This is a genomic window from Salmonella sp. SAL03688, assembly GCF_046551895.1.
GTDB lineage: Bacteria > Pseudomonadota > Gammaproteobacteria > Enterobacterales > Enterobacteriaceae > Salmonella > Salmonella enterica.
The window spans coordinates 290,867-313,051 of sequence record NZ_JBGDVI010000002.1; the positions used below are offsets into that span (position 1 = coordinate 290,867).

The following is a 22,185-nucleotide window of genomic DNA, read 5'->3' on the forward strand; positions in this document are numbered from 1 at the left end:
TCATGTTCAAGCGTCGTTATGTAGCGTTACTTCCACTTTGCGTATTGCTTGCTGCCTGTAGCAGCACGCCAAAATCTTCCGAGACTCAAGCGACGACGGGCACGTCTTCCGGCGGCTTCCTGCTTGAGCCGCAGCATAACGTCATGCAAATGGGCGGCGACTTCGCCAACAACCCTAATGCGCAGCAGTTCATTGATAAAATGGTCAGCAAACACGGTTTCGACCGTCAGCAGCTGCAGGAGATCCTCTCGCAGTCTAAAAGACTGGATTACGTCCTGCGTCTGATGGACAGACAAGCGCCGACCACTCAGCCGCCCGCCGGACCAAATGGCGCCTGGCTGCGCTACCGCAAACAATTTATTACGCCGGATAACGTGCAAAACGGCGTCGCGTTCTGGAATCAGTATGAAGACGCGCTGAACCGCGCCTGGCAGGTATACGGCGTACCGCCGGAAATCATCGTGGGGATTATCGGCGTGGAAACCCGCTGGGGACGTATTATGGGGAAAACGCGGATTCTGGACGCGCTGGCGACGCTGTCATTTAACTATCCGCGCCGGGCGGAATATTTCTCCGGCGAGCTGGAAACCTTCCTGCTCATGGCGCGCGATGAGCAAGACGATCCGCTCAATCTGAAAGGTTCCTTTGCGGGCGCGATGGGCTACGGCCAGTTTATGCCGTCTTCCTATAAAGAATATGCGGTCGATTTCAATGGCGATGGGCACATTAACTTGTGGGATCCGGTAGATGCCATCGGCAGTGTGGCGAACTACTTCAAGGCGCATGGTTGGGTGAAAGGCGATACGGTTGCGGTGCTGGCGAATGGTCAGGCGCCGGGACTGGCGAATGGTTTCAAAACAAAATACAGCCTCTCTCAGCTTGCCGCCGCAGGCTTAACGCCGCAGCAATCGTTGGGCAATCATCAGGAAGCCAGCCTGCTGCGTCTGGATATCGGTACGGGCTACCAGTACTGGTACGGCCTGCCGAACTTCTACACCATTACCCGATATAACCACAGCACGCATTATGCGATGGCGGTTTGGCAACTGGGCCAGGCGGTAGCGCTGGCGCGGGTGCGCTAATTTACGCTTAGGGAGGGGAGCACCCCCTCCGCTATTATTATGGCTTTTTGGGCTGATTCTCTGCCTGCAAGTGGGATATCTTCTTTGATAGTGCCAGACTATATCCCAGACATCCCAGGCCTAAGATAATTTGACCGCCGTCATACGGTTCAAAATAGCCTGACGACAATATATTCAGTACTCCCATGACAAGTGAACAGACGCCGCCAATTGTGGCCCATAGCCGTAGTTGGGTGGTTTGTTTCAGTTTGTGCTGTGTGCTTTCCGTTTTTTTGAGTGACATCCTTGCTTTCTCTCCGTGCGTGTAAATTTAGCGACATGGTACTGCTATTTAGTCATGTGCTACCTCATTTCATTCTGCATAAATAACCTGCTGGCATTTTTTCGGAATCCGACTCGTAAAATCGACTGCTCGTCCCCATCTCTGGTGAGAAAGTGCTATCTTGTGCGGCAGGATTTCTAACTGACAGAGGTCATGATGACTGACAGTGAACTGATGCGGCTTAGCGAGCAGGTCGGGCTGGCGTTAAAAGCGCGCGGGGCGACCGTAACGACAGCAGAGTCCTGTACCGGCGGCTGGCTGGCGAAAGCCATTACCGACATCGCCGGAAGCTCCGCCTGGTTTGAACGCGGCTTTGTCACCTATAGTAATGAAGCCAAAGCGCAGATGATTGGCGTGCGTGAAGAGACTCTGGCGCAGCATGGCGCGGTCAGCGAACCCATAGTGGTCGAAATGGCGATCGGGGCGCTGAAGGCCGCTCGCGCCGATTTTGCTGTCGCTATTAGCGGGATTGCCGGGCCGGATGGCGGCAGTGAAGAAAAGCCGGTTGGTACGGTGTGGTTTGCTTTCGCCAGCGTCAGCGGAGAAGGGATTACGCGTCGGGAATGCTTCAGCGGCGACCGTGAATCGGTGCGTCGACAGGCGACGACGTACGCGCTACAAACCCTGTGGCAACAATTTCTACAAAACACTTGATACTGTATGAGCATACAGTATAATTGCTTCAACAGTACGAATTCACTATCCGGTTCAATACCAAGTTGCATGACAGGAGTAATAATGGCTATCGACGAAAACAAACAGAAAGCGTTGGCGGCAGCACTGGGCCAAATTGAAAAGCAATTTGGTAAAGGCTCCATCATGCGTCTGGGTGAAGACCGTTCTATGGATGTGGAAACTATCTCCACCGGTTCGCTTTCACTGGACATCGCACTCGGTGCGGGCGGTCTGCCGATGGGGCGTATCGTCGAAATTTACGGGCCGGAATCTTCCGGTAAAACGACCCTGACGCTGCAGGTGATTGCCGCTGCGCAGCGTGAAGGTAAAACCTGTGCGTTTATCGATGCGGAACACGCGCTTGACCCCGTTTACGCACGCAAGCTGGGCGTCGATATCGATAACCTGCTCTGTTCTCAGCCGGATACCGGCGAGCAGGCGCTGGAAATCTGTGACGCGCTGGCGCGTTCAGGCGCGGTGGACGTCATTGTGGTCGACTCCGTAGCGGCGCTAACGCCGAAAGCGGAAATCGAAGGCGAAATCGGCGACTCTCACATGGGCCTCGCGGCGCGTATGATGAGCCAGGCGATGCGTAAGCTGGCGGGGAACCTGAAACAGTCCAACACGCTGTTGATTTTCATCAACCAGATCCGTATGAAGATTGGCGTGATGTTCGGTAACCCGGAAACCACCACCGGCGGTAACGCGCTGAAATTCTACGCCTCTGTTCGTCTTGATATCCGTCGTATTGGCGCGGTGAAAGAGGGCGATAATGTCGTGGGTAGCGAAACGCGTGTGAAAGTGGTGAAAAACAAAATCGCCGCGCCGTTTAAGCAGGCCGAGTTCCAGATCCTCTACGGTGAAGGCATCAACTTCTATGGCGAACTGGTTGACCTGGGCGTGAAAGAGAAGCTGATCGAGAAAGCGGGCGCATGGTACAGCTACAACGGCGAGAAGATTGGCCAGGGTAAAGCGAACGCGACTACCTGGCTGAAAGAGAACCCGGCGACAGCGAAAGAGATCGAGAAAAGGGTTCGTGAATTACTGTTGAGTAATCAGAATGCCACGCCCGATTTCGCCGTTGACGATAGCGAAGGCGTTGCAGAAACCAACGAAGATTTTTAATCATCAGGTGATGGTGGGTCGGGCAAAACGAAGCCGCCATTCAGCAAAACGTTAAATTACCATCAAGGGCTGCATTTATGCGGCCCTTTTGGCATTTCTCCCTGTTAAGGTTTTTTATGAGTGAACCCACATCGCGCCGTCCCGCTTATGCTCGTCTCCTTGATCGTGCGGTACGTATTCTTGCTGTCCGCGATCACAGCGAGCAGGAATTACGGCGTAAACTCTCCGCGCCGGTGATGGGCAAAAATGGGCCGGAAGAGATTGATGCGACGGCAGACGATTATGAACGCGTGATCGCCTGGTGCCACGAACATCACTATCTTGATGACGAGCGCTTCGTGATGCGCTTTATCGCCAGTCGTAGCCGCAAAGGCTATGGCCCGGCGCGTATTCGCCAGGAATTGAATCAGAAAGGCATTTCCCGTGAATCGACTGAAAAAGCGATGCGAGAATGTGAAATTGACTGGAGTGAAATGGCACATGAACAGGCCGTTCGCAAATATGGCGAGCCGCTCCCTTCAAACTTTTCAGAAAAGGTTAAGGTACAGCGCTTTTTGCTCTATCGCGGGTATCTGATGGACGATATCCAGCAAATATGGCGAAATTTTGCAGATTGAGCGCATACGGGATTTTACTTCCCGGTAAAGAAAACTTATCTTATTCCCACTTTTTCCGTCTGGACGCGGGTTGCTTAACGGCGAACAGCGTCTGCGACGAATATTCCTTAAATACACAAAATCATTCAAGCCGCATCAAAGCGGCAAGTGAGCCTCGGGAACGCGTGACCGGGAAACTCGCAGCCAACGCAGAGGCGGCCTGAAGGATGAAGTGTAGCTTGATTTCAGGATAATTATGAGCAAGAGCACCGCTGAGATCCGTCAGGCGTTTCTCGACTTTTTCCATAGTAAAGGGCATCAGGTAGTTGCCAGCAGTTCCCTGGTGCCTAACAATGACCCCACTCTGTTGTTTACCAATGCTGGGATGAACCAGTTCAAGGATGTTTTCCTTGGGCTCGATAAACGTAATTATTCCCGTGCAACCACTTCCCAGCGTTGCGTACGCGCGGGGGGTAAACACAACGATCTGGAAAACGTCGGATACACTGCACGTCACCATACTTTCTTCGAAATGCTGGGCAACTTCAGCTTCGGCGATTACTTCAAACACGACGCCATTCAGTTCGCATGGGAATTACTGACCGGTGAAAACTGGTTTGCTCTGCCAAAAGAGCGTTTATGGGTCACCGTTTATGAAACCGACGACGAAGCCTATGAGATCTGGGAAAAAGAAGTCGGCATCCCGCGCGAGCGTATTATCCGCATCGGCGACAATAAAGGCGCGCCATACGCATCGGATAACTTCTGGCAGATGGGCGACACCGGTCCCTGCGGTCCGTGCACCGAAATCTTCTACGATCATGGCGACCACATCTGGGGCGGCCCTCCGGGAAGCCCGGAAGAAGACGGCGATCGCTATATTGAGATCTGGAACATCGTCTTTATGCAGTTCAACCGTCAGGCTGACGGGACGATGGAACCATTGCCGAAACCGTCTGTAGATACCGGTATGGGGCTGGAGCGTATTGCCGCGGTACTGCAACACGTTAACTCTAACTATGACATCGACCTGTTCCGCACGTTGATTGAAGCGGTAGCGAAAGTCACCGGCGCCACCGATCTGGGTAATAAATCGCTGCGTGTTATCGCCGACCACATCCGTTCCTGCGCATTCCTGGTTGCCGATGGCGTGCTGCCGTCGAATGAAAACCGTGGCTATGTGCTGCGTCGCATTATTCGTCGCGCGGTGCGTCACGGCAACATGCTGGGCGCGAAAGAGACCTTCTTCTACAAGCTGGTTGGGCCGCTGATTGAGGTAATGGGCTCCGCAGGCGAAGAGTTGAAACGTCAGCAGGCGCAGGTCGAGCAGGTTCTGAAAACGGAAGAAGAGCAGTTCGCCCGTACGCTGGAGCGCGGTCTGGCGCTGCTGGATGAAGAACTGGCGAAATTGCAGGGCGACACCCTGGACGGCGAAACCGCTTTCCGTCTGTATGATACTTATGGTTTCCCGGTCGATCTAACGGCGGACGTCTGCCGTGAGCGCAATATCAAAGTCGACGAAGCCGGTTTTGAAGCCGCTATGGAAGAGCAACGCCGTCGCGCGCGCGAAGCTAGCGGTTTTGGCGCGGACTACAACGCGATGATCCGCGTTGACAGCGCTTCTGAATTTAAAGGTTATGACCATCTGGAACTGAACGGCAAAGTGACCGCGCTGTTTGTCGATGGTAAAGCGGTTGAAGTGATTAACGCGGGACAGGAAGCAGTTGTCGTGCTGGATCAGACCCCATTCTATGCGGAATCAGGCGGTCAGGTTGGCGATAAAGGCGAGCTGAAAGGCGCTGGATTTACTTTCGCTGTGGACGACACGCAAAAATATGGTCAGGCGATTGGTCATATCGGCAAATTGTCTGCGGGCGCTCTGAAAGTGGGCGATGCGGTACAGGCTGACGTAGATGAAGCGCGCCGCGCACGTATCCGTCTGAACCACTCCGCCACGCACCTGATGCACGCGGCGTTGCGCCAGGTGCTTGGGACACACGTTGCGCAGAAAGGTTCGCTGGTTAGCGATAAAGTGCTGCGTTTCGACTTCTCGCACAATGAAGCGATGAAGCCGTCGGAGATTCGTCAGGTTGAAGATTTGGTGAATGCGCAAATTCGCCGCAACCTGCCGATTGAAACGAACATCATGGATCTCGACGCGGCGAAGGCGAAAGGGGCCATGGCGCTGTTTGGCGAGAAATATGACGAACGTGTACGCGTTCTGAGCATGGGCGATTTCTCTACCGAACTGTGCGGCGGTACTCACGCCAGTCGTACCGGTGATATCGGTCTATTCCGTATTATCTCTGAGTCCGGCACCGCAGCGGGCATTCGTCGTATTGAGGCGGTAACCGGTGAAGGCGCTATGGCCACCGTTCACGCGCAAAGCGATCGCTTAAACGATATTGCGCATCTGCTGAAGGGCGACAGCCAGAATCTGGGCGACAAAGTGCGCGCCGTGCTGGAACGTACACGTCAGCTGGAAAAAGAGTTGCAGCAGTTGAAGGACCAGGCCGCAGCGCAGGAGAGTGCAAATCTTTCCAGTAAAGCGGTCGATCTCAACGGCGTGAAGCTCCTGGTCAGCGAGCTTGCTGGTATTGAGCCGAAAATGCTGCGAACCATGGTTGATGATCTGAAAAATCAACTGGGGTCTACCGTTATCGTACTGGCAACGGTTGTTGAAGGTAAGGTTTCTCTGATTGCGGGCGTGTCGAAGGATGTGACCGACCGGGTTAAAGCAGGGGAATTGATTGGGATGGTCGCTCAGCAGGTGGGCGGTAAGGGTGGCGGTCGTCCGGACATGGCGCAAGCCGGTGGTACGGATGCGGCAGCTCTGCCTGCAGCGTTAGCCAGTGTACAAGGCTGGGTCAGCGCAAAATTGCAATAATTATAAGCGTTCGTTGGCGCCGCAGCCCATGCTGCGGCGTTTACTTCAACGCTATCGACAACGATAAAGTCAGGTTGAAGTTTTGTATATCGGCTAAACTTAGGTTTAACAGAATGTAATGCCATGACTGCTTACACCTTAGGTGTTTGTCATCGCTTACTTTTTGGCGTTATATGATGGATAATGCCGGGATACAGAGAGACCCGACTCTTTTAATCTTTCAAGGAGCAAAGAATGCTGATTCTGACTCGTCGAGTTGGTGAGACCCTCATGATTGGCGATGAGGTCACCGTGACAGTTTTAGGGGTGAAGGGCAACCAGGTGCGTATTGGCGTGAACGCCCCGAAAGAAGTTTCTGTCCATCGTGAAGAGATCTACCAGCGTATCCAGGCTGAAAAATCCCAGCAGTCCAGTTACTAAGGTTTTCGCGTCTCACTTTTCGGGTGAGACGCAGCCTCTCTTCTCGCTCGCCCGCGTTGTCCCTTCATGACTTTTTTCAACCTCATTGTTGATATGGTGCGCTTTTGGCGGCCAGCGTGTCATCAAATTATCTGTTGATAAAACACTCTTTTTGGCTTTTTTACAGACTAATTGAGCGTGAAGTGTGCAAACGATAAAAGCTCTGGAAAAATTGTTTGACTTATAAGTCCCAGAAAGTAATATGTGCGCCACGCAGCGACGATGAGCAGAACAAGTTCTTCGAAGCACTCGTAAGAGGCGTGTGGTGAGGTGGCCGAGAGGCTGAAGGCGCTCCCCTGCTAAGGGAGTATGCGGTCAAAAGCTGCATCCGGGGTTCGAATCCCCGCCTCACCGCCATTTGCATCCGTAGCTCAGCTGGATAGAGTACTCGGCTACGAACCGAGCGGTCGGAGGTTCGAATCCTCCCGGATGCACCATCTCTTACTTGATACGGCTTTCCCGCGGTATCAAAATCTGCAGTAAAGTAAGTTTCCCGATGCATCCGTAGCTCAGCTGGATAGAGTACTCGGCTACGAACCGAGCGGTCGGAGGTTCGAATCCTCCCGGATGCACCATCTCTTACTTGATACGGCTTTCACCGCGGTATCAATATCGGCAGTAAAGCAAGTTTTCCGATGCATCCGTAGCTCAGCTGGATAGAGTACTCGGCTACGAACCGAGCGGTCGGAGGTTCGAATCCTCCCGGATGCACCATATTCTCCGTACTTTCAGTGATGAAGATACGGATAAGATAGCGGTAATCACCGCTGGCACCAGGAAGGATAACGTTGCGTCAGCAACGGCCCGAAGGGCGAGCCGTAAGGCGAGTAATCCTCCCGGATGCACCATCCCTTACTTGATACGGCTTTCCCGCGGTATCAAAATCTGCAGTAAAGTAAGTTTCCCGATGCATCCGTAGCTCAGCTGGATAGAGTACTCGGCTACGAACCGAGCGGTCGGAGGTTCGAATCCTCCCGGATGCACCATATTCTCCATACTTTATTCTCCATACTTTCAGCGATGAAGATGCAGATAAGATAGCGATAATCACCGCTGGTATCAGAAGGGTAACGTTGCGTCAGCAACGGCCCATAAGGCGAATAATCCTCCCGGATACGTCACTGCCCCGCAATCGCTTTTCCCCTTATCCTGAACATACCTCTTCATCTCTATTAGCGACAAAATCAACCAATTGCGATAAAGTACTGTCTGGTTATTCGGTTTGCGAGAACACGATGTACGCACGTTATGCTGGTTTGATTTTTGATATGGACGGTACTCTCCTGGATACCGAACCCACGCATCGCAAAGCGTGGCGTGAGGTTTTGGGGCGCTATGGTCTTCGTTTTGATGAACAGGCAATGGTCGCGCTTAACGGTTCGCCAACCTGGCTTATCGCCCAGTCAATCATTGAGCTTAACCATGCCGATCTTGATCCCCTGTCACTGGCGCGTGAGAAAACCGACGCGGTAAAAAGCATCCTGCTGGACTGCGTAGAACCGCTGCCGCTGGTTGAGGTGGTTAAAGCGTGGCATGGGCGGCGTCCCATGTCGGTCGGTACCGGTAGCGAAAGCGCTATCGCGGAAGCCTTGTTAGCGCATCTGGGGCTGCGTCGTTATTTTGATGCGGTTGTGGCGGCAGATCACGTACAGCATCACAAACCTGCGCCTGACACCTTCCTACTGTGCGCCCAGCAGATGGGCGTCATGCCGACGCAGTGCGTGGTATTTGAAGATGCCGATTTTGGTTTACAGGCGGCGCGGGCGGCGGGAATGGATGCCGTGGATGTTCGACTATTGTGAGTGACGGACTGTCGCTCCTGTCTCTGTTTGCCAGTAGTTTTCTCAGCGCGACGCTGTTACCCGGTAATTCTGAGGTGGTTTTGGTTGCTATGCTGGTCTCCGGCGTCAGCCATCCCTGGGTCTTAGTCTTAACAGCAACAATGGGTAATAGCCTTGGAGGGGTAACTAACGTTATTCTTGGGCGTTTCTTTCCGCTGCGCAAAACGTCGCGCTGGCAGGAAAAAGCGACTGGCTGGCTAAAGCGTTATGGCGCAGCCACACTATTATTAAGCTGGATGCCGGTCATCGGTGATTTGTTGTGCCTGTTAGCGGGATGGATGCGCATCCCGTGGGGGCGGACGATCTTTTTTTTGTGTCTTGGTAAGGCGCTGCGCTATGTTGCGCTCGCAGCGGCGACGGTTCAGGGCATGATGTGGTGGTAATAATTGTAGGTTTGGCATGTATGGCCGCCATTACAGTTATGCTTATTAAAACGATTTGGACAGGCGGGAGGTCAATTTGATCCCGGACGTATCACAGGCTCTGGCCTGGCTGGAAAAACATCCTCAGGCGTTAAAGGGGATACAGCGCGGGTTAGAGCGCGAAACGCTGCGTGTCAATGCTGATGGCACGCTGGCGACAACAGGTCATCCTGAAGCGTTAGGTTCAGCGCTGACCCATAAATGGATTACCACGGATTTTGCGGAAGCCCTACTGGAGTTTATTACGCCAGTCGATGGCGATATCCAGCATATGCTCACTTTTATGCGCGATCTCCATCGGTATACGGCCAGGAAACTGGGCGATGAGCGGATGTGGCCATTAAGTATGCCCTGCTATATTGCGGAAGGGCAGGACATAGAGCTGGCGCAGTACGGCACATCCAATACCGGGCGCTTTAAGACGCTCTATCGCGAAGGGCTGAAAAATCGTTATGGCGCCTTGATGCAAACCATCTCCGGCGTACATTACAATTTTTCATTACCGATGGCGTTCTGGCAGGCGAAATGCGGCGTTACGGAAGGCGAAGCGGCAAAAGAAAAAATTTCTGCCGGCTATTTTCGTCTGATTCGCAACTATTACCGTTTTGGCTGGGTCATCCCCTATCTGTTTGGCGCGTCTCCGGCCATTTGCTCCTCTTTCCTGCAAGGAAAGCCAACCACATTACCGTTTGAAAAAACGGACTGCGGCATGTACTACCTGCCGTATGCGACGTCGCTGCGTTTGAGTGATTTGGGCTATACCAATAAGTCGCAAAGCAATCTCGGAATTACGTTTAACGATTTGCATGAGTATGTGGCAGGTCTGAAGCGGGCGATTAAAACCCCTTCCGAGGAGTACGCGCGGATTGGTGTGGAAAAAGACGGTAAGCGGCTACAGATTAACAGCAACGTTCTGCAAATTGAAAATGAGCTGTACGCGCCCATTCGTCCCAAGCGCGTGACGCGCAGCGGCGAATCGCCTTCTGACGCGCTTCTGCGTGGTGGTATTGAGTATATTGAAGTTCGTTCTCTCGATATTAATCCGTTCTCACCGATCGGCGTAGACGAGCAACAGGTGCGCTTCCTCGATCTGTTTATGGTCTGGTGCGTATTGGCCGATGCGCCGGAAATGAGTAGCGATGAGCTGTTATGTACGCGTACTAACTGGAATCGCGTTATTCTGGAAGGGCGTAAGCCGGGCCTGACGTTAGGCATTGGCTGTGAAACTGCGCAGTTCCCGCTGCCCAAAGTCGGGAAAGATCTTTTCCGCGATCTGAAACGCGTGGCGCAAACGCTGGACAGTATCCACGGGGGAGAGGAGTATCAAAAGGTGTGTGACGAGTTGGTCGCCTGCTTTGATAATCCTGAACTGACATTCTCCGCCCGGATCCTACGGTCTATGATTGATGAAGGCATTGGCGGCACCGGGAAAGCGTTCGGTGAGGCTTACCGTAATCTGTTACGCGAAGAGCCGCTGGAGATTTTACAGGAAGAAGAGTTTATTGCTGAACGTGACGCTTCAGTACGTCGTCAGCAGGAGATTGAGGCGGCGGATACCGAGCCGTTTGCCGCATGGCTTGCAAAACACGCCTGACCCAAAAGAAAAAGGCCACTCACGGAGTGGCCAAAATTTCATCGCTGAAAACAGGGATGATGATAACAAATGCGCGTCTTTCATATACTCAGACTCGCCCCGGAACAAAGAGTTCAGTTTATTTTTAAAAAATTATCGGAGGTGACTAAATGCCATTATTAGATAGCTTCGCAGTCGATCATACCCGGATGCAAGCGCCGGCGGTCCGGGTTGCAAAAACGATGAACACCCCGCATGGCGACGCAATCACCGTGTTTGATCTGCGTTTTTGCATTCCGAACAAAGAAGTGATGCCGGAAAAAGGGATTCATACGCTTGAGCATCTGTTTGCTGGCTTTATGCGCGACCACCTCAACGGTAACGGCGTTGAGATTATCGATATCTCGCCGATGGGCTGCCGTACCGGTTTCTACATGAGCCTGATTGGCACGCCGGACGAGCAGCGTGTTGCCGACGCCTGGAAAGCGGCGATGGCGGATGTGCTGAAAGTGCAGGATCAAAACCAGATCCCGGAGCTGAACGTTTACCAGTGCGGTACGTATCAGATGCACTCGCTCAGTGAAGCGCAGGACATTGCCCGTCATATTCTGGAGCGTGATGTGCGCGTGAACAGCAATAAAGAGCTGGCGCTGCCGAAAGAAAAACTGCAGGAATTGCATATTTAGTCTTATTGGTGAGCGGTTCCAGTATTTAAATTAACCCCGGTTTATGACCGGGGTTTTTTATTGCTTAATATAATTTGTATTTATTATATTTGCGGCAGGAATACATTTTAAATTAAGTAATGCCTGGCCTGTTAAATAATAAAATGTGATCTGGTAAACAGAAAAGGCGGATAACTCACGATGCCAGAGTGTATTGATCACATAAACTAAAAATCATAAATAATTAATAGAAAAACATAATGGAATGCGCCAGATATCCAGGTAATAACAAGACTCTACTAATAGCCGGTCGATGGGGTTTTTAGCAAATCTTATCTGGTATACATCAAACTTAAGGGATAAAAAATGAAGGCTAAATATTTGGCGCTGATGATCGGTGCTTGCTTTTCTCATAACCTTTGGGCAGCGAATAATATCACTATTGAGCAGCGTCTGGCTGAACTGGAGCAACGTGTTGTTAATGCTGAAAAACGGGCATCCGATGCCGAGGCGCAAATTCGCTCGTTGAAACAGCAGCAGGTCGCCGCTACGCCGACGGTGAATGTCCAGTCCGCCGAGCCCATTGCAGCAGATAAAACGCCGCCGAAGCTGACCTTATCCGGATTCAGCGATATTAAGTTCTATGGCGATGTCGAATTTAATATGGATGCGGCAAGCCGTTCCGGTAGCCTGACCTCGATGAGAACGTCAGCGAATAAAGATTGGGCATCAGGAACCAATGAACGCTGGGATATTAACGGGCGCTTGTTGCTGGGCTTTGATGGCTACCAGCGGCTGGACAACGGTAATTTTGCCGGATTCTCTGTACAGCCTCTGGCGGACCTGACCGGAAAAATGAACCTTGATGATGCCGTTTTCTTCTTTGGTCGTGAGAATGACTGGAAAATTAAGGTTGGTCGTTTTGAAGCCTACGATATGTTCCCGCTGAATCAGGATACGTTTATTGAATATTCGGGGAATACAGCGAACGATCTTTACAGTGACGGTTACGGCTATATCTATATGATGAAAGAAGGACGGGGACGTAGCGACAGTGGGGGTAACTTCCTGCTGAGTAAAACCATCGACAACTGGTATTTCGAAGTTAACACATTGCTGGAAAATGGCAGTACGTTATATACCGAGAAGCAGTACCACGGAATGGATTTGAGCAACGATAAAAATGTGGCTTACGTCCGTCCGGTTATCGCCTGGCAAAACGGGCGTTTTTCAACGGCGATAGCGATGGAAAGTAACGTCGTTAACAACGCCTATGGCTATTATGAGAATGGGAAGTGGATCGATCAGTCAGATCGTACGGGCTATGGTTTTACCATGACCTGGAATGGTCAAAAAACTGACCCGGAAGATGGCGCAGTGATTAACCTGAATACCGCCTATATGGATGCGACCGATGAGACAGATTTTACCGCTGGGGTGAATGCGCTGTGGCATCGATTTGAACTGGGTTATATCTATGCGCATAACAAAATCGAAGCCTTCAATGCTACCAATATCGATGCCGTTTGTGAGGACGATTGTTGGATCACCGATCCCGGCAATTATGATATTCACACTATTCATGCCTCATATTTATTCCCCAACGTGATGGATATGAAAAACTTTAACATCTACCTCGGTGCCTATGCTTCATGGGTAGAGGCCAATCCGAATAATGGCGATAACAGTGAAGATGCGCGTTACGGCGGGCGTCTGAGATTCAAATATTTCTTCTGATTGTTGGTCTACTAAAAAAGGGATCCGCAGATCCCTTTTATCAGATAGTTAGTGCGCGCCGCCACCGCCGCCTCCCGCACCGAAGGGCGGTTTGGCGAACCACACCAGGCCGAGCAGCACCAGGAAGATCCCCGCCGACATCCAGAAGATTTCGTTGGCGGAAATAATCAGCCCCTGATTCGTGATTTGCTGGGCTATCCAGCCTGACGCCTGTTGGTGCGTCATCCCTAAGCCTTCCAGTTTATCGTACATAGCCTGAGCGTTTGGATTATACGCCGTAATCGACTCCGTGAGCTGCGCATGGTGTAGCGACTCACGATCGGTCCACATAGTGGTGGTAATCGAGGTGCCGATGGAGCCCGCCAGCGTTCGCGTGAAGTTCGACAGGCTTGATGCCGCCGCCAGCCGTTCTGGCGGTAACCCGGAGAGCGTAATGGTGGTCAGCGGCATAAAGAAGCAGGCGACGGCAAATCCCTGAATAAACTGCGGCCATGCGGAAGCGCCGAAATCCATACCCGGTTCGAACGTCCAGGCGCGCCAGTAAAAACAGACGGCGTACATAATGAAGCTGAACGTGACCAGCCTGCGCATATCCAGTTTATGCGCGAAGCGTCCGATAATCGGCGACAAAATTACCGGAATAATGCCGACTGGCGCCGACGCCAGACCTGCCCACGTTGCGGTATAGCCGTACACCTCTTGCAAAAGCTGCGGCAGTAGAACAATGGCGCCGAAATAGAGCATATAGGCAAGGCTGATGCACAAGCAGCCAATCGTGAAGTTACGCGATTTAAAAAGAGAAAGATCGACGATAGGGTGATCGTCGGTCAGTTCCCAGACGATCAGGAAACTGATGGCGATGACGGCGACCACGGTCAGGATGATAATTTCCTGCGAGGAGAACCAGTCCAGCTCTTTACCGCGATCGAGCATAATTTGCAGGCTGCCGATGCCAATCACCAGTAACGCCAGCCCGACGGCGTCAATACGTCGCCGTTCGGTATGCGTTTCACGTCCGCGCAGCGTGTGTAACGTCATCAGGACGACGGCGATGCCAATCGGCACGTTGATGAAGAAAATCCATCCCCAGTGGTAATTATCACTGATATAGCCCCCCAGAATCGGGCCGCAAATCGGCGCGACAATGACGGTCATTGACCAGAGCGCCAGCGCAATGGAGCGCTTTGCAGGCGGATAGTTATTCAGCAACAGGCTTTGCGAGAGCGGAATCAGCGGCCCGGCGACCACGCCCTGCACCACGCGGAAGAAGATCAGCATGTTCAGGCTGCTGGATACGCCACAGGCCCAGGAGGCCGCGGCAAAGGCGACCGTCGACCACATGAACAGTTTGACTTCGCCAAAACGTTTCGCCAGCCAGCCGGTTAAGGGAATCGAGATAGCGTTCGCCACCCCGAAAGAGGTGATAACCCATGTCCCCTGGCTTAGGGAAGAACCCAGGTTCCCGGCGATGGTCGGAATCGCCACGTTGGCAATGGTGGAGTCCAGCACCTGCATGAATGTCGCCAGCGACAGCGCGATCGTCATGATGACGAGCTGCGCGCCCTCCAGCGGTTTTTGCTGTTGCATCACACGCACCTCAGGATTAACCCGCGTTAGCCTGCACTATGTCGTCGATCAGTTTATTGACCGGCGCGAGATTAATTTCGCGTGCGTTACTTTCGGCAACCGGCGTCGTTCGTACCTGGCTGGCCAGTACCTGACCGTCGCGATTAGCGGTATCCACGGTGACCAGCGTCGATAAACCAATGCGCAGCGGATGTTGTTCTAACTGGCGGGCGTCCAGTTCGACGCGTACCGGCAGACGTTGAACCACTTTAATCCAGTTACCCGTCGCATTTTGCGCGGGCAGCAGGGAGAAGGCGCTGCCTGTTCCCATATCCAGACCGACGACTTTACCGGTGTATTTTACGTCGTCGCCATAAATATCAGTAATCACCGTCACTGGCTGCCCAATGCGCATATTCGCTAATTGGGTTTCTTTAAAGTTAGCGTCCACCCACAGATCGGTTGCAGGCACCACGGCCATCAGCGGCGTGGTGGGGCTGATTTGCGCGCCAGGCTGGACGGCACGGCGGGAGACATAACCAGTCATTGGGCTGACGATGCGAGTACGCTCCAGCGCCAGCCAGGCGTTACGCACTTCGGTCGCCGCTTGTTGAACCGCGGGCTGATCTTCCAGTTTACTGTTGAGTATCATTGCCTGGTTGGCATTGTACTGTTGAATGGCGACATCCAGCTGTGCCTGCGCGCTGGCGACGGCATCGCGGGCGTGTTGCAGCTCTTCACGGCCAATAAGATTGGCATTACCCAGCGGCACACGACGGTTAAGGTCGCTTTGCGCTTGCGCCAGGGCGGTTTTTTGCACGTCGATATTCGCCTGCAACTGCTTGCTGTTAATCATCAACTGGTGCGTCTGGCGCACACTGGAGGCCAGCGCCGTTTTGGCTTTTTCAAACGCTTGTTTGGCGTCAGTCTGATCGAGCGTGACCAGAACATCGCCCTCTTTTACAAAGTCGGTGTTATCAGCCCAGACTTTCGTCACGCTGCCTGACACCTGCGCCATGATTTGAACCTGGTTCCCTGCCACGTAAGCATCATCTGTCTCTTCAATATGACGCAATACTAAAAACCAATAAATTCCATATGCCACGGCAATAATAACAAAGAGCAAGGTAAGAAGTAGCAGCGCTGTTTTGCGTTTGCCTTTCTTCTTAGCCGGTTGCTGCGGGGTTTGGATCTCCGCATTTGCGCTCATGTTGTTCTCCACGATCTTATTATTCACATCGGCTGAGCCGACCTGTTGTCAGAAAGGCCAGCAGTAACGCGTGCCGGCCTGTCCGCTTTCCTGTTATTAATCTGGATTTTTGAGCGGGTCGGCGCTTTAGCGCAGCGCCTCAAGAACAGTGCCTTCCTGCTCCATTTGATCAAGACGCGTCAGGAGTTTACGAGTGATGTGCTCAAGTTGATCTTTTTCGGCAGTGCTAAGTGATGACCAGAGTTGATGCAGACAATGATGCTGAGGCGGAAGCACTTCTTGCAAAAATGCCTGACCTTTCTCCGTTAATTGCAGATGCAGGCAACGGCGGTCGTTATCGCTCTCACGACGCTCAATCCAGCCGCGTTTTTCCAGCTCATCTGCAATGCGTGTCGCATTGGTGCGAGATGAACCCAGCGCGCAGCTTAATTCAGACGGCTGAATACTGTGGTTTTCCTGAGACTCCAGCGTAATCAACGCCATAAACAACGTCTCGTTAATCCCTTGAGCCTTCAGCATCTTATTGCGGTTTTCCAGGAGCTTGCCTTGCATGTGCATACAAAGACGAGTCAAAAGAATTTCCTGATAAGGAAAGTCTTCGTGACGGCTGGCGCGAAATTTTAGCATTTGTTCAATGGGCGTAAACGAACTATCCATTTGGGCATGACCTCATTAATTTCAGCCGATATAGTAACGACAGTGACAAATAAAGTAAATGTATTATTAATACAAAATCATTCTTTCAGGCTATAAAGCAACCAATGATACGCAGACTGAGACGCCAGCGGGAACATTGGGCCCGGTAAAGCGCCGCCTGCGGCAAATCCAGGAATGACGAGAAAAGCGTGAGTGCCTGCATGAAAAAATCAGGAGAGAACGATAAGCGGGAGGGGCGAAAGCCGGGTAAACGGCCTTACAACCCGATGCAAAAGCCACCGGAATATCACGGATAGCTATCGGTGAACGACCTTCGAATCCTTGAACGGGCGCTATTGGCCTGGGAGCAGATGGGGATGCAGGGCTTTCCATAGAATTATATTATTCTTCACCGGTATAAAAATAACCATGATAAATGAATAGCATAACCTTAACAGACTGGGGAGCTCCTTAACACCCTAAGGAGCTTAAACAAAGGTAAACGCTCACTATCCGCTTAATTTACGGCTTCCTGTCGGTGAAAACCTCGCCACCAGACCAGTAAATTAAGTAAGGCTACCGTAACACCCGCCAGACAAACGCCGGCCCAGCCGGCATGTTGCCAGGCGGAGGCGGAAATCAGCGACCCCGCGGCGCCACCGATAAAGTAGCTGGTCATATAGCCGGCGGTGAGCCGGTTACGCGCATCCGGATGCAAACGATAGATGACCGTCTGATTGGTGATATGTACCCCCTGAACGGTGAGGTCCAGTACCAGAATGCCAATAATCAGCGCCAGTACCGAGGTGTGCCCAAGCCAGATAGCCAGCCAGGAGAGTAACAGCAGCAGTAAGCCGAATGTGGTGGTGAGGTGAGATTTACCTTTATCGGCAAATCCGCCCGCCGGACGCGCGCCTAAAGCGCCGGCGGCCCCCGCCAGGCCAAACAGGCCAATCATCCCCTCGGAATAGCTAAACGGCGGCGCGGCGAGCAAAAAGGCCATTGACGTCCAGAGGATGCTGAAATTAGCAAAGGTCAGACAGCCCAGCAGCGCGCGGGTACGCAGCAGCTTATCGTGAATAAACAGGCTGAATACAGAACCCAACAGCTGCGGGTAGTTAAGATGGGTGTCGGATTTGAGCTTTGGCAGTCCGCGCCACAACGCGACGGCCATCAGCGCCATCAGCGCCGACGCTACCCAAAATACGGTGCGCCAACCGCCGAGGTTTGCCAGCAGTCCGGCGACCGTTCGCGCCAGCAGGATCCCCAGCAACAGGCCGCTCATAATGGTGCCGACCACTTTACCGCGGGTGGCGGGCGTCGCAAGCGTGGCGGCCAGCGGAACCAGAATCTGCGCCACCACGGAGAACAGTCCGGTTAAGGCCGTTCCGAGTATCATCATGCTAAGCGACTGACTGCTGGCGGTGATCAGCATTCCGCCAGCCGCCAGCAACGTCATGGAGACAATCAGCGTTCGGCGTTCAAACATGTCGCCGAGCGGCACCAGAAACAACAGGCCAGCGGCATAGCCCAACTGCGCGGCGGTAACGATAAACCCTGCGGAGCTGGCGGAAAGCGAAAAGTGATGCGCGATGGTATCAAGCAGCGGCTGGGCGTAGTAGTTGCTGGCGACCGCCAGCCCCGTGGCCACAGACATTAAAACGATCAGCGCCGGGCTAAGCTCATGAGTGGGTTTCGTCATTATGGTAATCGTGATTCAGATAATTATTTCCTGGGAAAACAATCATAGCGGATGTTGATGAATAAAGGGGAACGGTGACGTGATGAATCGTGCGCTTTGAGGAGAGATTGCGTTGGCCGGATAGCGGCGCATGAACTGCGCCTTATCCGGCATAAAAAACGATCTTATTTCTGCGCGGCCAGCGCTTCTTTCACCCAGCCGTCAAACTGCTGCTGGTGGGCGTTGATCCAGCCGTCCACGTGACCCTGAACATCGGCTTCAGACGATTTACCGGCATGCATCATGGCGTTCTGCGCGTTGATATCCGCCAGCGGCAGCTTCATGATGGCGAACAGTTTCGCCGCCGCCGGGTTTTTCTCCGCCCATGCCTTATTGGCGACAATATGCATGGTATTAACCGGGAACCCATAGTTCGCGCCGTTCGGCAGTTTAGTATCAATATTTTTCTGTTCGCCCGGCAGAGAGGAGAACGGCACCTGTAGCCAGACGACATCTTTACCCGGCTTCATTACGTCGCTCACCCAGTACGGGGTCCAGGTGTAATACAGCACCGGCTTGCCTTCTTTAAAACGGGTAATGGTATCAGCCATCATCGCCGCATAGTTACCGTGGCTGACCTCAACGGTTTTTTGCAGATCAAACGCTTTATTCTGGTGATTGATCACGGCTTCGCAGCCCCAGCCCGGCGAGCAGCCCATCATGTCCGCTTTTCCGTCGCCATTGGTATCGAAGATTTTGGCGATTTTCGGATCTTTTAGCTGAGCGATATTGGTGATGTTGTACTGCTCGGCAGTTTTTTTATCGATCAGATAGCCCTGCGCAGCGCCGGAGACGAAGACGCCCTCGCGGTAAAACTTGTTGTCTCCGCCTGCTGCGGCATACATATCATCATGCAGCGGCTGCCAGTTCACGGCGGTAAACGTCGCATCGCCAGAGGCGATGGAGGTATAGCCTACGTTGTAATCGACTTCACTCGGCTTATTTACGGTATAACCCAACTTTTCCAGCGCCCGGCTGACCAGTAACGTCTGGAAGGACTCTTCAGAAATCGTGCTTTGGATAGGTTGAACGGTAATGCCTTTGCCAGGCAGGTCGGCAGCGAAAGCGCTGGCGGTGACAAGGGTGGCAAACGCTGAGGCAAATATCACGGTATGTCGCATCGTTGTTCCTTTAATTATGGTAGGGAGTTGTAAGCCCGGTAAGCGCAATGTCACCGGGCGTCAGGAGAGTTACTTAACGAAAGGGCGGGTGATTAGCCCAACAGGACCGGTGGTATACCAGCGACGGTTACCGCGGCTACGCGAGTCGCGCCCGACGGCCTGCGTCAGACGGTCCAGAATGATGGCGAGAATCACAATGCCGACGCCGCCGACGGTTGCCAGCCCCATATCAAGACGACCAATGCCGCGTAATACCATCTGGCCAAGCCCGCCGACCGCAATCATCGAGGCGATGACGACCATCGAGAGAGCCAGCATCAGCGTCTGATTAACGCCTGCCATAATGGTGGGCATCGCCAGCGGTAGTTGCACTTTGAACAACATTTGGCGCGGGCTGGCGCCGAACGAGCGCGACGCTTCAATTAAGTCGGCAGGCACCTGGTTAATGCCCAGGATCGTCAGGCGTATAATCGGCGGTAGAGCAAAAATAATCGTCACCACCACGCCCGGCACGTTACCGATGCCGAATAACATGACAATCGGCACCAGATAGACAAACGCGGGCGTGGTCTGCATCGCATCCAGCAGCGGACGAACTATTTTGGCCGCGCGCGGGCTGCGCGCCAGCCAGATTCCCATCGGTAATCCGATCACGACGCAGAACAACAGGGCGGTCAATACCAGCGCCAGGGTAATCATCGCCTGCGACCAGGCGCCGATCGCGCCGATGGCGATCAGCGATATCAGCGTTGCGATCCCCATGCCCACGCCGGAAACCTGCCAGGCAATCAGCGCAAAGAGAATAATCGCCACAGGGGCGGGCATTCCCAGCAGCAGTTGCTGAAAGCCGTTAAGGATGTAATCCACCGGCACACGAATCCCCTGAAAAAGGGGACGGAAATGGGTGACGACCCAGTCGATTCCCTCTGTGACCCAGCTATCCAGCGGGATCAGCGTCTTATGGAACGGGTCCAGAAGAGAAAAGTGTTCAGGGGCTGGCGCGGGCGCGCTGTTCAACCAGTCGGTACTGCCGCCGTCCGTGGCTACGCCTGCCGGTGTTCCCCAGGCATCAGCCGTTTGCGTCGTAGTATCGGCCACCTGTGCGGTATCCCACGGATTCGTTTGATCAGCCATTGTTACCCCCCTCGCGATCTAAAGCCTGTAGCAACATACGTTTTGAAATAATGCCAACATACTGGTGTTCTTCATCGACAACCGGCACCGCGCAGGGCGCCTGGCCGACGTGAGAGAGCAACTCGCTGAGTGGGGTTTGCGCGTCAACGACTAAAGGGTCGTCGATAAGCGCCGCTTCAATCCCTTGCGCCTGGCTTAATGCCGCTTTTAATGAGTCGATGGACACGACGCCCACGAATTTATTGCCACGCTCAATGACGTAACCATATTCACGGTCTTCATCCTGTAATAATTTCAGTGCCGAACGGGGACCAAAACCTGGCGTTTTACGAATTAAGCCGACCGGACTGCGACGGGCAATATCTTTGGCGCTAAAGACCTGACTAATATCCACGCCACGGAAGAACGTGCGGACATAATCATTTGCCGGATTATTCAGGATCTCATCCGGCGTACCAACCTGTACGACCTCGCCATTTTGCATAATGGCAATCCTGTCGCCAATACGCATAGCCTCATCAAGATCGTGGGAAATAAAGACAATGGTGCGCTGATGTTTCGCCTGTAATTTCACCAGCTCATCCTGCATTTCGGTACGAATTAATGGATCGAGGGCGGAAAACGCTTCATCCATTAATAAGATATCAGGGTTGATTGCCAGCGCGCGGGCAAGTCCAACACGCTGACGCATCCCACCGGAAAGTTCATCCGGATAGGCGTGAGCGTAATTCTCAAGCCCCACCTGACGCAAGGCGTCCAGCGCTTTTTCGCGACGCTCTTGCGCCGCGATGCCCGCTAATTCCATACCGAATGCCGTATTATCCAGCACGGTCATATGCGGCATGAGCGCAAATGACTGGAAGACCATCGCAATCTTTTTCCTGCGCACCTCGCGAAGCTCAGCGTCTGATATTTTGGCAATATCAACGCCGTCAATCAGTACCTGTCCGCGGGTGGGTTCAATCAGGCGATTGAGAAGGCGTACCATTGTGGATTTACCCGAGCCGGATAATCCCATGATGACAAATATCTCGCCTTCTTCAATGGCCAGACTGGCGTCTTTAACGCCAAGCGATAGCCCCGTTTTTTCCAGTATTTGCTCTTTCGATAGTCCCTTTTCAATATATTTGAAGGCACGCTGCGGATGCTCTCCAAATATTTTATACAGATTCTTCACTTCTAATTTAATTGCCATGCAATAGAATGATTCCTGTTATTTACTTATGTCGATATGTTACCTGATAGAAATAGTTACCTTTTTCTACCCTAACATACTCAGAATCTGAGACAACCCTGAATTTGCTTCTGGCATGAATATTGCGAGGTGCTATCGGCTGTGATTTCCCATGATATAAGGGCTGAACGCGAATGGGGAGGGAGAGATATTTTTTGA

The 22,185-nt window shown here is 52.8% G+C and carries 19 protein-coding genes and 5 tRNA genes; 16 read left to right on the forward strand and 8 right to left on the reverse strand.

Translation table 11 applies throughout. From position 1 onward, the window contains the following. Positions 1–2: 2 nt before the first annotated feature. Positions 3–1,082: a lytic murein transglycosylase B gene (mltB, locus tag ACLJR2_RS03210; RefSeq protein WP_000476825.1), complete on the forward strand. Its 1,080-nt coding sequence runs from the start codon at positions 3–5 to the stop codon at positions 1,080–1,082. A 37-nt stretch (positions 1,083–1,119) separates the two neighbouring features. On the opposite strand, the gene ACLJR2_RS03215 is transcribed toward mltB, so the two are convergent. Continuing rightward, a complete protein-coding gene (locus ACLJR2_RS03215) occupies positions 1,120–1,365 on the reverse strand; it encodes a hypothetical protein (RefSeq protein ID WP_000053775.1) in 246 nt (81 codons plus the stop codon). A gap of 195 nt (positions 1,366–1,560) precedes the next feature. Between ACLJR2_RS03215 and pncC the strand changes: the two genes are divergently transcribed. The 15 genes from pncC (at position 1,561) to ACLJR2_RS03290 (ending at position 13,384) form a co-directional block, all read left to right on the forward strand. After that, positions 1,561–2,058 carry a nicotinamide-nucleotide amidase gene (pncC, locus tag ACLJR2_RS03220; RefSeq protein ID WP_001534285.1) on the forward strand — a complete coding sequence of 166 codons (498 nt, stop codon included), beginning with the start codon at positions 1,561–1,563 and terminating at the stop codon, positions 2,056–2,058. Between the two features lie 84 nt (positions 2,059–2,142). Next, complete coding sequence (gene recA, locus ACLJR2_RS03225; protein WP_000963150.1) at positions 2,143–3,204, forward strand: recombinase RecA; 1,062 nt, start codon at positions 2,143–2,145, stop codon at positions 3,202–3,204. A gap of 116 nt (positions 3,205–3,320) precedes the next feature. Beyond that, complete coding sequence (gene recX / locus ACLJR2_RS03230) at positions 3,321–3,821, forward strand: recombination regulator RecX (protein WP_001294861.1); 501 nt, start codon at positions 3,321–3,323, stop codon at positions 3,819–3,821. 235 nt (positions 3,822–4,056) lie between these two features. Further along, on the forward strand, positions 4,057–6,687 hold the full coding sequence (gene alaS / locus ACLJR2_RS03235) for an alanine--tRNA ligase (protein ID WP_000047232.1): 2,631 nt from the start codon (positions 4,057–4,059) through the stop codon (positions 6,685–6,687). 234 nt (positions 6,688–6,921) lie between these two features. After that, positions 6,922–7,107: a carbon storage regulator CsrA gene (csrA, locus tag ACLJR2_RS03240; protein ID WP_000906486.1), complete on the forward strand. Its 186-nt coding sequence runs from the start codon at positions 6,922–6,924 to the stop codon at positions 7,105–7,107. Positions 7,108–7,410: 303 nt separating this feature from the next. Then, positions 7,411–7,503: transfer RNA gene (locus ACLJR2_RS03245), tRNA-Ser, on the forward strand. Positions 7,504–7,506: 3 nt separating this feature from the next. Then, positions 7,507–7,583, forward strand: a tRNA-Arg gene (locus tag ACLJR2_RS03250). Between the two features lie 61 nt (positions 7,584–7,644). Continuing rightward, positions 7,645–7,721, forward strand: a tRNA-Arg gene (locus ACLJR2_RS03255). A gap of 62 nt (positions 7,722–7,783) precedes the next feature. Beyond that, positions 7,784–7,860: transfer RNA gene (locus ACLJR2_RS03260), tRNA-Arg, on the forward strand. A gap of 195 nt (positions 7,861–8,055) precedes the next feature. Next, positions 8,056–8,132: transfer RNA gene (locus ACLJR2_RS03265), tRNA-Arg, on the forward strand. A 249-nt stretch (positions 8,133–8,381) separates the two neighbouring features. Further along, positions 8,382–8,948 (forward strand): fructose-1-phosphate/6-phosphogluconate phosphatase, encoded by a 567-nt coding sequence (yqaB, locus tag ACLJR2_RS03270; protein ID WP_000271291.1) that lies wholly within the window; start codon positions 8,382–8,384, stop codon positions 8,946–8,948. Then, positions 8,945–9,370, forward strand: coding sequence for a YqaA family protein (locus tag ACLJR2_RS03275; protein WP_001279499.1), 426 nt, complete (start codon positions 8,945–8,947; stop codon positions 9,368–9,370). The genes yqaB and ACLJR2_RS03275 overlap by 4 nt, the downstream gene beginning before the upstream one ends. A 76-nt stretch (positions 9,371–9,446) precedes the next feature. Further along, positions 9,447–11,003, forward strand: coding sequence for a glutamate--cysteine ligase (gene gshA / locus ACLJR2_RS03280; RefSeq protein WP_000611821.1), 1,557 nt, complete (start codon positions 9,447–9,449; stop codon positions 11,001–11,003). A 149-nt stretch (positions 11,004–11,152) separates the two neighbouring features. Continuing rightward, positions 11,153–11,668: an S-ribosylhomocysteine lyase gene (luxS, locus tag ACLJR2_RS03285; RefSeq protein ID WP_001130194.1), complete on the forward strand. Its 516-nt coding sequence runs from the start codon at positions 11,153–11,155 to the stop codon at positions 11,666–11,668. Between the two features lie 345 nt (positions 11,669–12,013). After that, positions 12,014–13,384 (forward strand): carbohydrate porin, encoded by a 1,371-nt coding sequence (locus ACLJR2_RS03290; protein ID WP_000645133.1) that lies wholly within the window; start codon positions 12,014–12,016, stop codon positions 13,382–13,384. 48 nt (positions 13,385–13,432) lie between these two features. Here ACLJR2_RS03290 and emrB read toward each other — a convergent pair whose 3' ends face one another. The 7 genes from emrB to proV all read right to left on the reverse strand — a co-directional run bounded on the left by emrB (position 13,433) and on the right by proV (position 21,987). After that, the gene (gene emrB / locus ACLJR2_RS03295; protein ID WP_001187297.1) at positions 13,433–14,971 is read right to left on the reverse strand and encodes a multidrug efflux MFS transporter permease subunit EmrB; all 1,539 of its coding nucleotides are present in this window, start codon (positions 14,969–14,971) and stop codon (positions 13,433–13,435) included. 16 nt (positions 14,972–14,987) lie between these two features. Then, positions 14,988–16,160 (reverse strand): multidrug efflux MFS transporter periplasmic adaptor subunit EmrA, encoded by a 1,173-nt coding sequence (gene emrA / locus ACLJR2_RS03300; protein ID WP_001275600.1) that lies wholly within the window; start codon positions 16,158–16,160, stop codon positions 14,988–14,990. Between the two features lie 126 nt (positions 16,161–16,286). Further along, on the reverse strand, positions 16,287–16,817 hold the full coding sequence (mprA, locus tag ACLJR2_RS03305; RefSeq protein ID WP_000378431.1) for a transcriptional repressor MprA: 531 nt from the start codon (positions 16,815–16,817) through the stop codon (positions 16,287–16,289). A 496-nt stretch (positions 16,818–17,313) separates the two neighbouring features. Continuing rightward, positions 17,314–18,498, reverse strand: a complete 1,185-nt coding sequence (locus ACLJR2_RS03310; RefSeq protein WP_000165758.1) for an MFS transporter — start codon at positions 18,496–18,498, stop codon at positions 17,314–17,316. 164 nt (positions 18,499–18,662) lie between these two features. Further along, positions 18,663–19,658, reverse strand: a complete 996-nt coding sequence (gene proX / locus ACLJR2_RS03315; RefSeq protein ID WP_001216618.1) for a glycine betaine/L-proline ABC transporter substrate-binding protein ProX — start codon at positions 19,656–19,658, stop codon at positions 18,663–18,665. A gap of 69 nt (positions 19,659–19,727) precedes the next feature. Next, positions 19,728–20,792 (reverse strand): glycine betaine/L-proline ABC transporter permease ProW, encoded by a 1,065-nt coding sequence (proW, locus tag ACLJR2_RS03320; RefSeq protein WP_000775021.1) that lies wholly within the window; start codon positions 20,790–20,792, stop codon positions 19,728–19,730. After that, the gene (proV, locus tag ACLJR2_RS03325; protein ID WP_000985529.1) at positions 20,785–21,987 is read right to left on the reverse strand and encodes a glycine betaine/L-proline ABC transporter ATP-binding protein ProV; all 1,203 of its coding nucleotides are present in this window, start codon (positions 21,985–21,987) and stop codon (positions 20,785–20,787) included. The genes proW and proV overlap by 8 nt, the downstream gene beginning before the upstream one ends. Positions 21,988–22,185: the final 198 nt, after the last annotated feature.